The organism is Paramixta manurensis (assembly GCF_013285385.1).
Classification (GTDB): domain Bacteria; phylum Pseudomonadota; class Gammaproteobacteria; order Enterobacterales; family Enterobacteriaceae; genus Paramixta; species Paramixta manurensis.
This window is the reverse complement of sequence record NZ_CP054212.1, coordinates 3,971,427-3,985,442: the sequence shown is the minus strand read 5'-3', so window position 1 is coordinate 3,985,442 and position 14,016 is coordinate 3,971,427. Positions and strand designations below refer to the sequence as shown.

Annotated in this window: 13 protein-coding genes; 9 read left to right on the top strand and 4 right to left on the bottom strand. The window is 53.1% G+C overall.

Annotated elements, in window-relative coordinates; all coding sequences use genetic code 11:
- Positions 1 to 3: 3 nt before the first annotated feature.
- Both PMPD1_RS19215 and tolC read right to left on the bottom strand, forming a co-directional pair.
- Positions 4 to 663, bottom strand: coding sequence for a DUF1190 family protein (locus PMPD1_RS19215; RefSeq protein WP_173635558.1), 660 nt, complete (start codon positions 661 to 663; stop codon positions 4 to 6).
- A 144-nt stretch (positions 664 to 807) separates the two neighbouring features.
- Complete coding sequence (tolC, locus tag PMPD1_RS19210; protein ID WP_173635557.1) at positions 808 to 2,304, bottom strand: outer membrane channel protein TolC; 1,497 nt, start codon at positions 2,302 to 2,304, stop codon at positions 808 to 810.
- A 211-nt stretch (positions 2,305 to 2,515) separates the two neighbouring features.
- On the opposite strand from tolC, the gene nudF reads away from it, so the two are divergent.
- From nudF to PMPD1_RS19180, 6 genes are read left to right on the top strand one after another with little or no spacing between them, the layout of a single operon-like run.
- The gene (gene nudF / locus PMPD1_RS19205; protein WP_173635556.1) at positions 2,516 to 3,151 is read left to right on the top strand and encodes an ADP-ribose diphosphatase; all 636 of its coding nucleotides are present in this window, start codon (positions 2,516 to 2,518) and stop codon (positions 3,149 to 3,151) included.
- Entirely contained in the window at positions 3,148 to 3,573 is a 426-nt protein-coding gene (locus PMPD1_RS19200; RefSeq protein WP_173635555.1) for a DUF1249 family protein, read from the top strand. Before nudF ends, PMPD1_RS19200 begins: the two co-directional genes overlap by 4 nt.
- A gap of 47 nt (positions 3,574 to 3,620) precedes the next feature.
- Positions 3,621 to 4,448, top strand: coding sequence for a 3',5'-cyclic-AMP phosphodiesterase (gene cpdA / locus PMPD1_RS19195; protein ID WP_173635554.1), 828 nt, complete (start codon positions 3,621 to 3,623; stop codon positions 4,446 to 4,448).
- A 3-nt stretch (positions 4,449 to 4,451) separates the two neighbouring features.
- The gene (gene yqiA / locus PMPD1_RS19190; RefSeq protein ID WP_173635553.1) at positions 4,452 to 5,033 is read left to right on the top strand and encodes an esterase YqiA; all 582 of its coding nucleotides are present in this window, start codon (positions 4,452 to 4,454) and stop codon (positions 5,031 to 5,033) included.
- A gap of 39 nt (positions 5,034 to 5,072) precedes the next feature.
- Positions 5,073 to 6,968, top strand: a complete 1,896-nt coding sequence (gene parE, locus PMPD1_RS19185; protein ID WP_173635552.1) for a DNA topoisomerase IV subunit B — start codon at positions 5,073 to 5,075, stop codon at positions 6,966 to 6,968.
- A gap of 30 nt (positions 6,969 to 6,998) precedes the next feature.
- Entirely contained in the window at positions 6,999 to 7,898 is a 900-nt protein-coding gene (locus PMPD1_RS19180) for a LysR family transcriptional regulator (protein ID WP_173635551.1), read from the top strand.
- Between the two features lie 61 nt (positions 7,899 to 7,959).
- Here the strand turns inward: PMPD1_RS19180 and PMPD1_RS19175 are convergent, their stop codons facing one another.
- A complete protein-coding gene (locus PMPD1_RS19175) occupies positions 7,960 to 8,265 on the bottom strand; it encodes a putative quinol monooxygenase (RefSeq protein WP_173635550.1) in 306 nt (101 codons plus the stop codon).
- 33 nt (positions 8,266 to 8,298) lie between these two features.
- Positions 8,299 to 8,880 (bottom strand): NAD(P)H-dependent oxidoreductase, encoded by a 582-nt coding sequence (locus PMPD1_RS19170; protein ID WP_173635549.1) that lies wholly within the window; start codon positions 8,878 to 8,880, stop codon positions 8,299 to 8,301.
- Between the two features lie 284 nt (positions 8,881 to 9,164).
- Here PMPD1_RS19170 and parC point away from each other — a divergent pair, with 284 nt between their 5' ends.
- The 3 genes from parC to ftsP all read left to right on the top strand — a co-directional run bounded on the left by parC (position 9,165) and on the right by ftsP (position 13,995).
- On the top strand, positions 9,165 to 11,438 hold the full coding sequence (gene parC, locus PMPD1_RS19165; protein WP_173635548.1) for a DNA topoisomerase IV subunit A: 2,274 nt from the start codon (positions 9,165 to 9,167) through the stop codon (positions 11,436 to 11,438).
- A gap of 181 nt (positions 11,439 to 11,619) precedes the next feature.
- The gene (locus PMPD1_RS19160; RefSeq protein ID WP_173635547.1) at positions 11,620 to 12,357 is read left to right on the top strand and encodes a 1-acylglycerol-3-phosphate O-acyltransferase; all 738 of its coding nucleotides are present in this window, start codon (positions 11,620 to 11,622) and stop codon (positions 12,355 to 12,357) included.
- 219 nt (positions 12,358 to 12,576) lie between these two features.
- Positions 12,577 to 13,995 (top strand): cell division protein FtsP, encoded by a 1,419-nt coding sequence (ftsP, locus tag PMPD1_RS19155; protein ID WP_173635546.1) that lies wholly within the window; start codon positions 12,577 to 12,579, stop codon positions 13,993 to 13,995.
- Positions 13,996 to 14,016 lie beyond the last annotated feature (21 nt).

The following is a 14,016-nucleotide window of genomic DNA, read 5'->3' as shown; positions in this document are numbered from 1 at the left end:
AGATTAGCCTCCCATTGAGCGACTGGAGCCCATCGCGCTACTACGTTGCATGGAGGTTTGCTTCACCACCGTTTCACCAAAGCCACCGCGTGTCACCGTACTGGTGGTGGCGGGTTTTGGCGCCAGCGCGGTTTTCGGTACGTTTACCGAACGGCCGGAGGTAGCGTTACCGTAGCTACGACCGCTGGCATCGACAAATTTACCATTCGCCGGGCTGGCCGGATTGCGCGAGGTAAACAGCGGTTGCGAGGCGAAGCCGGCACCGCCGCTCATCATACGGCCCATCATATAACCGGCCATTAATGGCATCCAGAAGCTGCCGCTTTGTTGCGCCTGCGCATTGCCTACGCCTGCCTGTGCCGGAGCCTGTTGGCACTGGTTTTCACCGAACTCCGCCACACAATCTTCGCGCGTGGCGTATTTAGGCGCGGTTTTCCCGGCCTCTGTCAGCGCATTGTTGTAAGCAGTGGTACATTGGGCGCTTTGGCCCGGATTGGCTTTCGTACAGTCATCGGCGTTTTGATACAGAGAAACCGTTTCATCTGATTGTTCGCAACCTGCTAACAGGAAAACGGTGGTGACGGCCAGTGCGACCGGGGTTAAATGGCGCGCACGCCAGCTTTTACGAAAGGAAGCATGATTAATATTTTTAGTCCGTTTCATCACATTCTGTCCTGTGCCCAAAGGTAGTGCATAGGATAGGGGATCGATGGTGAAAATTGAAGCGATGCGGGGAGCGGCGACAGGGATCTTTACGTAGCTATACGTTTGATTGTGAAAGGGGCAGCGAATGCTGCCCCGGTAAACTTAGTGACGGAACGGGTTGCCGGTGGAACGTGCTGCCGGACGTGATGCCGCCGCAGGTGTTGCCTGCGCGGAAGCTCGCGGCGCAGACGACGCATTGGTTTGAGCACCGTTATCGGCAGAAGCATCTTGCTGTGGATTTTCCGGCGCGACCGTTTCCGGTGAGGTTGGAATCTCTTTGCCCAGACGACCATTTAGCGCCATCAAATCCTGCTCGTTCAGCGTGCCGAGCGCAGATTTAATGTTCAGTTGGTTAATCATGTAGTCGTAACGCGCATCGGAAAGCTGTTGCTTAGCGCTATACAGCGTAGAGGTCGCATCCAACACGTCAACAATGGTACGCGTACCAACCTGATAGCCCGCTTCAGACGCATCCAAAGAGCTTTGCGCCGACACTACGGCCTGTTTAAAGGCGTTGATGCTGCTGATTGACGCATTGATGTTGTTGAAGGATGAGCGAACGGTTTGAACCGCGCTACGGTGCGCGCTTTCCAGCTGCTCACTGGCGGAAACAAATGCATACTGCGCTTGTTTAACCTGTGAAGTCACCGAACCGCCGCTATACAACGGCAGCGTGAAACTCAGGCCCACCTGGTTGTTACCGCTGATATTGTCGCTACTTGAGGTACTCTGATTCGCGCGGCTACCGCCATATTTGTTATTAGACAGACCGGTAGAGGCGGTTAAATCCAGCGTTGGCAGGTGGCCAGTTTCCGCTAAACGGATTTGTTCACGAGCCAAATCTTGCGACAAACGCGCTGACAACAGGTTCAGGTTGCGGCTTTCCGCCTCTTTCAGCAGCGCGCTCACCGCGTCGGGCTTATCCGTCTGGAAACGATCGATATTCAGTGAAGCCAGCGTCGGATAGTAGTTACCGGTTACCTGACGCAGGGTTTCAACCGCGTTATCAAGATTATTGCGCGCGGTCACTTCATTCGCCAGCACGCTGTCATATTGCGCCCGGGCGTTTTGTACGTCAGTAATCGCGACCAGACCGACGTTAAAACGTTGGGTGGTTTGATCTAACTGGCGGTAGATAGATTGTTTCTGGGCTTCAGTAAATGAAAGCGAATCAATCGCACGCAGCACGTTAAAATAGGCTGTTGCGGTGTTCAACATTAAATTTTGTTGCGCGGTTTGGTAAGTAACATCTTGAATACCCGCAGTTTTTTCTTGCAGGGTTAATGCGCGCCACTTTGACATATCGAAAAGGGTCTGCGTTAATTGCAGTGAGCCACTGGTCGTATTGGAGTGCAAACCACTATTGTCACGGAAACCGTTGCTGTAGGTATAATCCGCACCTAAGCCTAATTGCGGTAGTAACGGGCTACGCGCTTCGTTAATCTTTTCGAATGCCGCGTCACGATCGGCCGCGGAGCTGCGTAAATCTGGGTTCGTCAATCGCGCCTGCTGATAAATCTGCAGCAGGTTCTCCGCCTGACTTGCTACGCTGAAGCCGCCCAGGCTCAGGCCGATAAGTAATGGGAGCAGTTTCTTCATTTGCATTCCTTGTAGTGCAGCAATATTGCTATGGTAGCGCTGACATAAGCCAAAAAATAATCGCCGATTCTAGCAGAGTCTGCCGTGAGAGGAAGTTGGCTGAACGTGCCATCTCCCGTAATTTACGTAAATAATTCAGAAAGAACCACACTTCCAGGGCATTCAGTTTGAATTTCCCGGTTTCGTCCCCCATCTCACAGGAGGCTCAACAATGGGCGCTGAAAAAAAATACCCGGTGACTTTCACAAAAAACGATGTAGAAATTATTGCACGAGAGCCGCTGTATGAGGGTTTTTTTTCCCTGGTCCGCTATCGTTTTCGTCATCGCTTGTTTAACGGCCAGATGAGCAAAGAGGTGGTACGCGAAATTTTTGAGCGTGGCCACGCCGCAGTCTTGTTACCCTATGATCCGCAGCGAGACGAAGTGGTGCTGATTGAGCAGATTCGTCTACCGGCGATTGAAACCAGCGCTACCCCTTGGTTGCTGGAAATGGTTGCCGGTATCATTGAACCAGGCGAAAGCCCTGAGCAGGTGGCGCGGCGTGAAGCGCAGGAAGAGACAGGCCTGGAGGTTGGGCGCATCAAACCGATGATTAACTACCTGGCGAGTCCGGGCGGTACTAGCGAACGGCTATCGGTATTCGTTGGTGAAGTGGATGCCAGCGTGGCACAGGGATGCCACGGTCTGGAGGAAGAGAATGAGGATATTCTTGTCCATGTGGTTAGCCGCCAACAGGCCTACCAGTGGGTGGAAGAGGGGAAAATTGATAACGCCGCGTCTGTCATTGCTTTGCAATGGCTGGCACTGCACCATGAAGCCTTACGAGAAGAGTGGAATCCGAAATGATAAAGCGCTATGTCCCTGATTTTCCCGAAATGATGCGTCTGTGCGAAACGAATTTCGCACAGTTGCGTCGTTTGCTGCCGCGTGATGATACCGCAGGCGCGACGGTGAGTTATCAGGTTAACGGCGCTTGCTATCGCATTACTATCGAAGAGTCGACGCGTTACACCACGTTGGTCGAAATCCGGCAAACTGCGCCTGCGGTGAGCTACTGGAGTCTGCCGTCAATGTCGGTCAGGCTCTATCACGATGCGATGGTTGCCGAAGTGTGTTCAACACAGCAGATCTATCGCTTCAAAGCGCGCTATGATTATCCCAACAAAAGATTGCATCAGCGTGATGAAAAGCATCAGATTAACCAGTTCCTTGCAGACTGGTTGCGCTACTGTTTAGCGTATGGTGCGATGGCCGTCCCGGTCGGCTAACAGCGCGAGATCTGTCCCTGAAATGGCGTGGAGATTAAGGAAACTCTTTGGATAGCCTGTTAAAACTTCCTGTGGCGAGTGGGACCCACTTCAGGATTTTACAAATCACGGATACCCACCTTTTCGCCGGTAAAAATGAAACGCTGCTGGGCGTGAATACCTGGGCCAGTTATCAGGCGGTATTGAGTGCGATTGAGACCGAACGGCAAGACTATGATCTGATTATCGCGACAGGCGATCTGGCGCAAGATCACAGCGTTGAAGCCTATCAGCATTTCGCTGAGGGCATTGCGCGCCTTCCTGCGCCATGCGTTTGGTTACCGGGTAATCATGATTTTCAGCCAGCGATGTTTGAGACGCTAGGCAACACCAGCATTGCCGACCAGAAATGCGTGTTCCTTGGTGAACATTGGCAACTGGTATTACTTGATAGCCAGGTCTTTGGCGTGCCGCATGGGATGTTGAGCGATTATCAACTGGAGTGGCTGGAGAGCGTGCTGGCCGCCGAGCCAGAACGACATACGCTGGTGTTACTGCACCATCATCCACTGGCTTCCGGCTGCAGTTGGCTGGATCAACACAGCTTGCGTAATCCGCACGCGCTGGACGCCATCCTGCAACATTACCCCTTGGCGAAAACGTTAATTTGCGGGCATATACATCAAGAGCTTGATCTTGACTGGAATGGTCGCCGCTTACTGGCAACGCCATCCACCTGCGTTCAGTTCAAACCACACTGCACCAACTTCACCATTGACTCAGTGCCGCCAGGCTGGCGCTGGTTTGATCTGTTTGACGATGGCCGGGTCGAAACCACGGTATGCCGTCTGAAAACCGCGGCATTCAGCCCGGATTTGGATTCAGAAGGTTATTGATTGATGGCGACCTTGCTCTATTTGCATGGCTTTAACAGCTCTCCTCGCTCGGCCAAAGCGACCCAATTACACCAATGGTTGTCGGAACATCACCCGACAATTGAAATGCTGGTGCCGCAACTGCCGGCCTATCCTGCCGAGGCGGCGGCGCTATTGGAGAATATGGTGATGGAGCGGGCCGGAGAGCCGCTGGGGTTAGTCGGTTCGTCACTGGGCGGGTATTATGCAACCTGGCTTTCACAATGCTTTACGCTACCTGCGGTGGTCATCAACCCGGCGGTGCGTCCTTTCGAACTGTTAATGGGCTTTCTCGGCGAAAACGAGAACCCGTACACCGGGCAGCAATATGTGTTAGAGTCACGCCACATTTACGATCTGAAAGTCATGCAGATTGACCCACTGGAGTCGCCGGATTTAGTTTGGTTGCTACAGCAAACGGGTGATGAAGTGCTCGATTACCGCCAGGCGCTGGATTATTACAATGCCTGCCGTCAGGCGGTGGAAGAGGGCGGTAACCATGCCTTTGTCGGATTCGAACGCTTTTTCCCGCAGATTCTTGACTTTATTGGTCTGAATCACGCCTGAAAAAGCTTAACCTTTTTTACCACCAATCAGATTTATACGATGACTCAATCCAGCTATAACGCTGATGCCATTGAGGTACTCAGCGGCCTCGAACCCGTTCGTCGTCGTCCGGGAATGTATACCGACACCTCGCGCCCGAATCACTTAGGGCAAGAAGTAATCGATAACAGTATTGATGAAGCATTGGCGGGCCATGCTAAGCGCGTGGAGGTTGTCCTGCATGCCGATCAATCTCTGGAAGTGATCGATGACGGTCGCGGGATGCCGGTGGATATTCATCCGGAAGAGGGTGTCCCGGCGGTTGAGTTAATTCTATGTCGGTTGCATGCCGGCGGTAAATTCTCCAATAAAAACTATCAGTTCTCCGGCGGCTTGCACGGCGTGGGCATTTCGGTCGTCAACGCGTTGTCGAAACGGGTTGAAGTGACGGTGCGCCGTAACGGCGAAGTGTACGATATGGCCTTTGAAAATGGCGATAAAGTGCAGGATCTCACCGTAAGCGGCACGGTGGGGAAACGCAATACCGGCACGCGCGTACACTTTTGGCCTGATGCCTCCTTTTTTGATAGCCCGCGCTTTTCCGTTTCACGGTTAACCCATCTGCTAAAAGCCAAGGCGGTACTGTGCCCCGGCGTTGAAATCCTGTTTAAAGACCAGGTAAATAACACCGAGCAGCGCTGGTGCTATGAAGATGGCCTGACGGATTACCTGAGCGAAGCGGTCAATGGGTTGATTACCCTGCCGGAAATACCTTTTGTCGGCGCCTTTGCCGGAGATGTTGAAGCCGTGGATTGGGCGCTGCTCTGGCTGCCGGAAGGTGGTGAGTTGTTAACGGAAAGCTACGTTAACTTGATTCCTACCATGCAGGGCGGTACGCATGTTAATGGCCTGCGGCAGGGGCTGTTGGATGCGATGCGCGAATTTTGTGAATACCGCAATATTCTGCCGCGCGGCGTGAAACTCTCCGCAGAAGATATTTGGGATCGCTGTGCTTACGTTCTGTCGGTAAAAATGCAGGACCCACAATTTGCCGGGCAGACCAAAGAGCGTCTCTCCTCGCGTCAGTGCGCGGCTTTCGTCTCTGGCGTGGTGAAAGATGCCTTTAGCCTGTGGCTGAATCAGAATGTGCAGGCGGCGGAGCAGCTCGCCGAATTGGCCATTTCCAGCGCACAGCGCCGTATGCGCGCCGCGAAAAAAGTGGTGCGCAAAAAGCTGACCAGCGGGCCAGCGTTGCCGGGTAAATTAGCTGACTGTACTGCGCAGGATTTAAATAAAACCGAGCTATTTCTTGTGGAAGGGGATTCCGCAGGCGGTTCGGCTAAACAGGCGCGTGACCGTGAGTACCAGGCGATTATGCCGCTCAAAGGTAAGATCCTGAATACCTGGGAAGTGTCTTCCGATGAGGTGTTGGCTTCGCAGGAAGTTCATGACATTTCCGTGGCTATCGGTATCGATCCCGATAGCGAAGACCTGTCACAGCTCCGTTATGGCAAGATTTGTATCCTCGCCGATGCGGACTCCGATGGGTTGCATATCGCCACGCTGCTGTGCGCTCTGTTTGTGCGCCATTTCCGTTCGCTGGTCAAAGGCGGCCATGTGTATGTCGCCATGCCGCCGTTGTACCGTATCGATCTAGGCAAAGAGGTGTATTACGCGCTGGATGAAGAAGAGAAAGAGGGCGTGCTGGAACAACTGAAGCGGAAGCGGGGTAAACCTAACGTTCAGCGCTTTAAAGGCTTGGGTGAGATGAATCCGCTACAATTGCGTGAAACCACGCTCGATCCCAATACGCGTCGTTTGGTGCAGTTAACCGTTGATGAACAGGATATCGAGCAAACCTTAGCGATGATGGATATGCTGCTGGCCAAAAAACGCTCGGAAGACCGCCGTAACTGGCTGCAAGAGAAGGGTGATACTGCCGAGATCGAGGTGTAAGTTGCCCGGCATACCAATGGCGGTATCACGGTGAAAATTACGCTGGAAGAACTACGTGCCTGGGTGGTGGTGGTCGATACCGGTTCGATTACCGCCGCGGCAGAGCAACTGAATCAAACCAGTTCAGGGATTAGTCGCGCCCTGAGTCGGTTAGAGAGCAAGCTGCAAACCACCCTCTTGCACCGCACTACGCGACGCCTGGCATTAACCGAGGAGGGGCAAATCTTCCTCGAACATGCGCGCGATATTTTGGCCTCGGTGGAGAATGCTGAAGAGCAAATTGCCCGCCGCCGCGAGCTCCCGTCCGGGCGGTTACGCATTAATGCCGCCACGCCCTTTATGCTGCATGTGATCGTGCCGCTGGTGGGCGAATTTAGCCAGCGCTTCCCCTTAATTCAGTTAGAACTGAATACCGATGATGTAGTGATCGATTTGCTGGAACAGCAAACCGACATCGCGATTCGGATCGGTGAACTGCGTGATTCAACCATTCACGCGCGGGCTTTAGGCAGTAGTAAACTGCGTTTGTTAGCCAGCCCGGACTATTTGGCGCAGCGCGGGCAGCCGCAAAGCGTGGCTGATTTGGCCGATCATCGATTGATTGGTTTTACGCAACTGGAACGGCATAACATCTGGCCGGTCTGGCAAAGTGAAGGGGAGTTTTTGCAGGTGAAGCCCGATCTTGCGGCCTCCAGCGGTGAAACTATTCGTCAATTGGCGGTAGCCGGGCAGGGGATTGCGCGCATCTCAGACTTTGTCAGCCGCAAAGACCGTGAGAGCGGACGGTTGGTAGAAGTATTGCCAGCGGAAACGCGGGAAATGCGCCATCCGGTCAATGCAGTCTATTATCGCAACAGTACGCTATCGGTACGTATTACCTGTTTTCTTGATTTTTTACGCGACAAAATCACGCAATACCAACTGTTCTGACTCACTTTGTTAGCAGTCCGGCCGCATTACCCCGCGCCCGGACGCTCGACAAACCCGGCGCTTAGGCTGGTTCTAATACCTGAATCTTCACATCAACCACATCATCTTTGATACGGGCGCGGTGCGTTTCCATATGCGGTTGTTGTAAATGCTGTTCAAGTAAACGCAGAGACTCCCAATGTTCCAGCATAAAAATGGAGTCCGGCGAGTTTTTCTTCCACGGCAACTGTGCCTGATGATCAACCAATGTTTGGTAAGAGCCGCAGCCCTCTTCTTTTAATACCAGTGGCGTCAATTCGGCAATCGCCGCCACCACGTCATCACGACGACCCGGTTTCACACAAATTTCGGCAATCACGGTCAGCATAGCGTTTCCTTTATGGATACAGAGAAGAATAAGTTAAGCAAAAATTTGGCTAAGATGCTCACGATAACGGGCAATATCGTTCGGAATATCCGGTTGTTTGATCACATCGTTACAGATAAAGGTCGGCAAACCTTCCATGCCTAAGAACTGGTTGGCTTTATGGAAATGCAGGTACAACCCATCCACGCCGACGCCTTCAAAGAACTGCTCCGGATCGGTAAAGGCTTCTAGCGGGGCGTTCCACGTCAGAGAGAGCATATATTTTTTGCCCTGAATCAGGCCGCCGGAGCCATATTTTTTACTGGCATCAGAACGCGTGCGACCATCGCTGGCGTACAGAGCGCCGTGACCTTCTGTAAACACTTCATCAATATATTTTTTCAGGATCCACGGTTCACCCATCCACCAGCCAGGCATTTGATAAATGACAACGTCAGACGCGAGATATTTTTGGATCTCATCGGCGACGTTATACCCGTTATCCACCACGGTAACCTCGACTTGGTGCCCGTTATCGCGCAGGAAGGTGGCCGCTACATTAGCGAGGGTATGGTTTAACTCGCCTTTTGAGTGGGCAAAGCTTTTACCCGCATCAATAATCAGAATCTTGCTCATCTCTTTTACTCCGTTACAAAATTTGCGTCAGTGTACGCGCGCGAAGTCTGGGGAAAAATGAGTGATTGATCACAACACTTTTGCGTTAATCGCAATAATTGCTGATTTAAAGAACGGGTACGTTCTGCTTAGCGCCTCACTGTCGAAAAACGGTCCTGCACGGCTGCCGAGCGGTTCTCTGTGACAGAACCCGGCGAGATAAGGTACTATCCTCGCCAAATATACCGCTATGCGGCGCGTCGCAGTGGTGGGTTATCGCGTCGTAATGTGAGGAAATGAAACCAATGAGTGATTTGACGCAGGATGGTGCGGAGCGGCTTGCTCTGCATAAGTTTACGGAAAATGCTTACCTCAACTACTCCATGTACGTCATCATGGACCGGGCGCTGCCCTACATTGGCGATGGCTTAAAGCCGGTTCAGCGTCGTATTGTCTATGCCATGTCGGAGTTGGGGCTGAACGCCAGCGCCAAGTTCAAAAAATCGGCGCGTACCGTGGGTGACGTGCTGGGTAAATACCATCCGCATGGTGATAGCGCCTGCTATGAAGCGATGGTGCTGATGGCGCAGCCATTCTCGTATCGTTATCCGTTGGTGGATGGTCAAGGGAACTGGGGCGCGCCTGACGATCCCAAATCCTTTGCGGCGATGCGTTATACCGAATCGCGCCTGTCTAACTATGCCGAGTTGTTGCTGGGCGAATTAGGGCAGGGGACGGTGGATTATGTGCCGAACTTTGACGGTACCCTGCAAGAGCCGAAAATGTTGCCGGCTCGTCTGCCTAACATTCTGCTGAACGGCACCACCGGCATTGCGGTGGGGATGGCGACCGATATTCCACCGCATAACTTACGTGAAGTGGCCCGTGCGACCATTTCTCTGATCGATAATCCGAAAGCCACGCTGGACGATCTGTTAGAGATTGTGCAGGGGCCGGATTTCCCCACCGAAGCCGAGATCATCACGCCGCGTGAAGAGATCCGCAAAATCTACCAAAACGGGCGCGGATCGGTGCGCCAGCGTGCGGTATGGAAAAAAGAAGATGGCGATGTGGTGATTACCGCCTTGCCGCACCAGGTATCCGGCGCGCGCGTGTTGGAGCAGATTGCCGCGCAAATGCGTAACAAAAAACTGCCGATGGTGGAGGATCTACGCGACGAGTCCGATCATGAGAATCCAACCCGTTTAGTCATTGTGCCACGCTCGAACCGCGTCGATCTCGAACAGGTGATGAACCATCTGTTTGCCACCACCGACCTGGAGAAAAGCTACCGCATTAACCTGAATATGATCGGGTTGGACAATCGCCCGGCGGTAAAAAACCTGCTGGAAATTCTCTCCGAATGGCTGGTATTCCGTCGCGATACGGTGCGCCGTCGCCTGAATTACCGGTTAGAGAAGGTGCTGAAGCGCCTGCATATTTTGGAAGGCTTGCTGGTTGCGTTCCTCAATATTGATGAAGTGATTCATATTATTCGCAGTGAGGATGAACCGAAGCCGGTGCTGATGTCGCGTTTCGGTATTAGCGAGACGCAGGCGGAAGCCATCCTTGAGCTGAAATTACGCCACCTCGCCAAACTTGAAGAGATGAAGATTCGCGGCGAACAGAGCGAGCTGGAAAAAGAGCGCGATCAACTGCAGGGCATTCTGGCATCTGAGCGTAAGATGAACACGCTGCTGAAAAAAGAACTGCAGGCCGATAGCGATAAGTACGGCGATGATCGTCGTTCTCCGCTGCGCGAGCGTGAAGAAGCGAAAGCGATCAGTGAACATGAATTGGTGCCGTCTGAACCGGTCACCATTGTTTTGTCGCAGATGGGGTGGGTGCGTAGCGCCAAAGGGCATGATATCGATCCCGCCGGGTTGAGTTATAAAGCCGGAGACAGTTTCCGTGCGGCAGCGCGTGGTAAAAGTAATCAGCCGGTGGCGTTCCTTGACTCGACCGGGCGCAGTTACACGCTCGATCCTTCTACCTTGCCATCGGCGCGCGGGCAGGGCGAACCCTTGACCGGTAAGCTGACCCCGCCGCCAGGTGCGGTTGTCGAACAGGTTCTGATGGAGCCAGATGAGCAGAAACTGTTGATGGCTTCAGACGCCGGTTATGGCTTTGTGTGTACCTTTAGCGATCTGATCTCGCGTAATCGTGCCGGTAAAGCGCTGCTGACGTTGCCGGATAATGCCAAAGTGATTACACCAATGGCGGTGCACAGTGATGAGGATATGCTGTTGGCGATCACCGCCGCAGGCCGGATGTTGATGTTCCCGGTTGGCGATTTGCCGCAGTTATCGAAAGGTAAAGGCAACAAGATTATCTCTATTCCGTCGGCGCAGGCGGCGAAGGGCGAGGATAAAGTTGCCTGGCTGTTGTTGTTACCGACGGGGAGCGCGATTACCCTGCACGTTGGTAAACGGAAACTGACGCTACGGGCGGAAGAGTTGCAGAAGTTCCGCGCCGAGCGTGGACGTCGCGGTACGCTGTTGCCACGCGGTTTGCAGCGTATTGATCGGGTTGATGTGGATGCGCCAGCGCGTCCGATCGCGGTTGATAGCGAAGAGTAACCTACCTAAGGAAGTTGCTGAACGGTAACGCAGAGCGTCGTGGCCGTTCGGCACAATACCGGCGAGTTTTAGACCCTCAATAATTTGAGTGGCAGGAAGGCGGCAACGCACAGGCAACTTGAAGTATGACGGGTATGGATGAAAGTCGGTATACTGAGACGGAAGCTAATATGAGGTGGCTATGCTGTTAATTTTACGTACCATTTTCGTGGTTATTTATTCGATACTGGTTTGTGTTTTTGGTTGTATTTATTGTCTGTTTTCGCCGCGCAATCCTCGCCATGTCGCGACTTTTGGTCACGCTTTTGGTCGTCTTTCTACCATTTTTGGCGTAAAAGTCGAACTGCGTAAACCGGAAAACGCTGAGCAATTTGGTAATGCTATCTATATTGCTAACCACCAGAACAATTACGATATGATTACCGCGGCGAATATTGTGCAGCCAACCACGGTAACCGTCGGCAAGAAAAGTCTGTTATGGGTTCCCTTTTTTGGTCAACTCTACTGGTTGACCGGTAATTTGTTAATTGATCGCGATAATCGGGCGAAAGCGCACGGTACCATTGGCGAGCTGATCGATCAGTTTAAACGGAAGAAAATCTCTTTCTGGATGTTCCCGGAAGGGACGCGTAGTCGTGGACGTGGTCTGTTACCGTTTAAAACCGGCGCCTTTCATGCGGCAATGGCGGCCGGCGTGCCGGTTATTCCGGTGGTGGTTTCAAATACGCATGACAAAATTAAATTAAACCGCTGGAAAAACGGGTTAGTGATTGTTGAAATGCTGCCGCCGGTGGATATCAAACAATTTGAAAATCAATCAGTGCGCAAACTGGCGACCCATTGCCGTGAATTAATGGCGGCGAAGATTGATGAATTAAACGCAGAAGTGGCTGAACGTGAGGCCAGCGGTAAGCTTTAAGTAATCGTGGCCGGTCAGTGAAGGCGCATTCTATTGCCGGGGCTGATCGGTCACTAACAATCAAGGTACTTTACCCTACATAATTCGGGTTGCAGGAACGCGGCTACGCACAGGCAGCTTGCAGTATGACGGGTATTTTCTGGTACCGACGCGGCATTCCCACATAATCAGAAAAATGGACGGCGAGTTATTCGCCACGCTTACGGGTACGGAGTCGTTATGTCTTTCAGTCGACGTCAATTTATTCAGGCATCGGGTCTTGCCCTGTGCGCAAGCGCTGTGCCGTTTCGCGCTCTGGCGGCAGGAGGAGAGACGGCGTTGCCGGTTCCGCCGTTGCTGGAGTCACGTCGCGGTCAGCCGCTATTTTTGACGCTACAGCGCAGCCACTGGTCTTTTTCCGGCGACAGTAATAAAGCCCCGGTGTGGGGGGTTAATGGCATGTATTTAGGCCCAACGGTACGTGTCTGGAGTGGGGATGACGTCAAACTGATTTACAGTAATCGGTTGAACGAACCGGTGGCGATGACCGTCAGCGGGTTACAGGTGCCCGGCGCATTGATGGGCGGCGCGCCACGGCTGATGTCGCCAGGCGTTGACTGGTCGCCAGTGTTGCCGATCCGCCAGGCTGCCGCAACCTGTTGGTATCATGCTAATACGCCCAATCGCATGGCGCCGCATGTTTACAATGGGCTGGCGGGCATGTGGCTGATTGAAGATGAGGTGAGTAAAGCCTTACCGTTGCCGAATCATTACGGTGTGGATGACTTTCCGCTGATTATTCAAGATAAACGGCTCGATAATTTTGGTACCCCGGTTTATAACCCGCCGGACAATGGCGGCATGGTGGGCGATACGCTGCTGGTTAATGGCGTACAGAATCCCTATGTCGAGGTGTCACGCGGCTGGGTGCGCCTACGTTTATTAAACGCCTCCAACGCCCGACGCTATGCGTTAAGCCTGAGTGACAATCGCCCCTTTAACGTAATTGCCAGCGATCAGGGCTTTCTCCCGGCACCGGTTGCGGTACAGCAACTTTCGCTGGCGCCGGGCGAACGGCGTGAAGTCTTGATCGATATGTCGCAGGGCGACGAAGTGTCGATTACCGCGGGCGCGGCGGCAGGGATTATGGATCGGCTGCGCGGTTTGTTTGAGCCCTCCAGTATCCTGACCTCCACGCTGGTGTTGACGCTGCGTCCTACTGGCTTGTTGCCTTTGGTGACCGATAATTTGCCGATGCGTTTATTGGCCGATCAATTAATTGATGGTACCCCAAGCCGCATTCGTGAATTCCGTCTGGGCGATTCTCTGCCGGGGATTAACGGCGCGTTATGGGATATGTCACGGATTGATACACAGGCGCAGCAGGGGACATGGGAGCGTTGGATCATTCATGCGGATATGCCGCAACCGTTGCATATTCAGGGCGTGATGTTTCTGATTAAGAGTGTGAATGGCGCGTCGCCGATGGGAGAAGATCGCGGTTGGAAGGATACCGTTTGGGTCGATGGCGATGTTGAGCTATTGGTTTCTTTTACTCAACCTTCGTCCGATCACTTTCCGTTTGTCTATTACAGCCAGGCGCTGGAGATGGCGGATCGCGGTAGCGCCGGTCAATTATTGGTGCAGCCGATACCGTGAGTTGGCCGGGCATGCCCGGCC

Excerpts from the sequence above, each read along its gene's own strand:
- PMPD1_RS19215 (WP_173635558.1), bottom strand. The coding sequence starts at position 663 with ATGAAACGGACTAAAAATATTAATCATGCTTCCTTTCGTAAAAGCTGG.
- tolC (WP_173635557.1), bottom strand. The coding sequence starts at position 2,304 with ATGAAGAAACTGCTCCCATTACTTATCGGCCTGAGCCTGGGCGGCTTC.
- nudF (WP_173635556.1), top strand. The coding sequence starts at position 2,516 with ATGGGCGCTGAAAAAAAATACCCGGTGACTTTCACAAAAAACGATGTA.
- PMPD1_RS19200 (WP_173635555.1), top strand. The coding sequence starts at position 3,148 with ATGATAAAGCGCTATGTCCCTGATTTTCCCGAAATGATGCGTCTGTGC.
- yqiA (WP_173635553.1), top strand. The coding sequence starts at position 4,452 with ATGGCGACCTTGCTCTATTTGCATGGCTTTAACAGCTCTCCTCGCTCG.
- parE (WP_173635552.1), top strand. The coding sequence starts at position 5,073 with ATGACTCAATCCAGCTATAACGCTGATGCCATTGAGGTACTCAGCGGC.
- PMPD1_RS19175 (WP_173635550.1), bottom strand. The coding sequence starts at position 8,265 with ATGCTGACCGTGATTGCCGAAATTTGTGTGAAACCGGGTCGTCGTGAT.
- PMPD1_RS19170 (WP_173635549.1), bottom strand. The coding sequence starts at position 8,880 with ATGAGCAAGATTCTGATTATTGATGCGGGTAAAAGCTTTGCCCACTCA.
- parC (WP_173635548.1), top strand. The coding sequence starts at position 9,165 with ATGAGTGATTTGACGCAGGATGGTGCGGAGCGGCTTGCTCTGCATAAG.
- PMPD1_RS19160 (WP_173635547.1), top strand. The coding sequence starts at position 11,620 with ATGCTGTTAATTTTACGTACCATTTTCGTGGTTATTTATTCGATACTG.
- ftsP (WP_173635546.1), top strand. The coding sequence starts at position 12,577 with ATGTCTTTCAGTCGACGTCAATTTATTCAGGCATCGGGTCTTGCCCTG.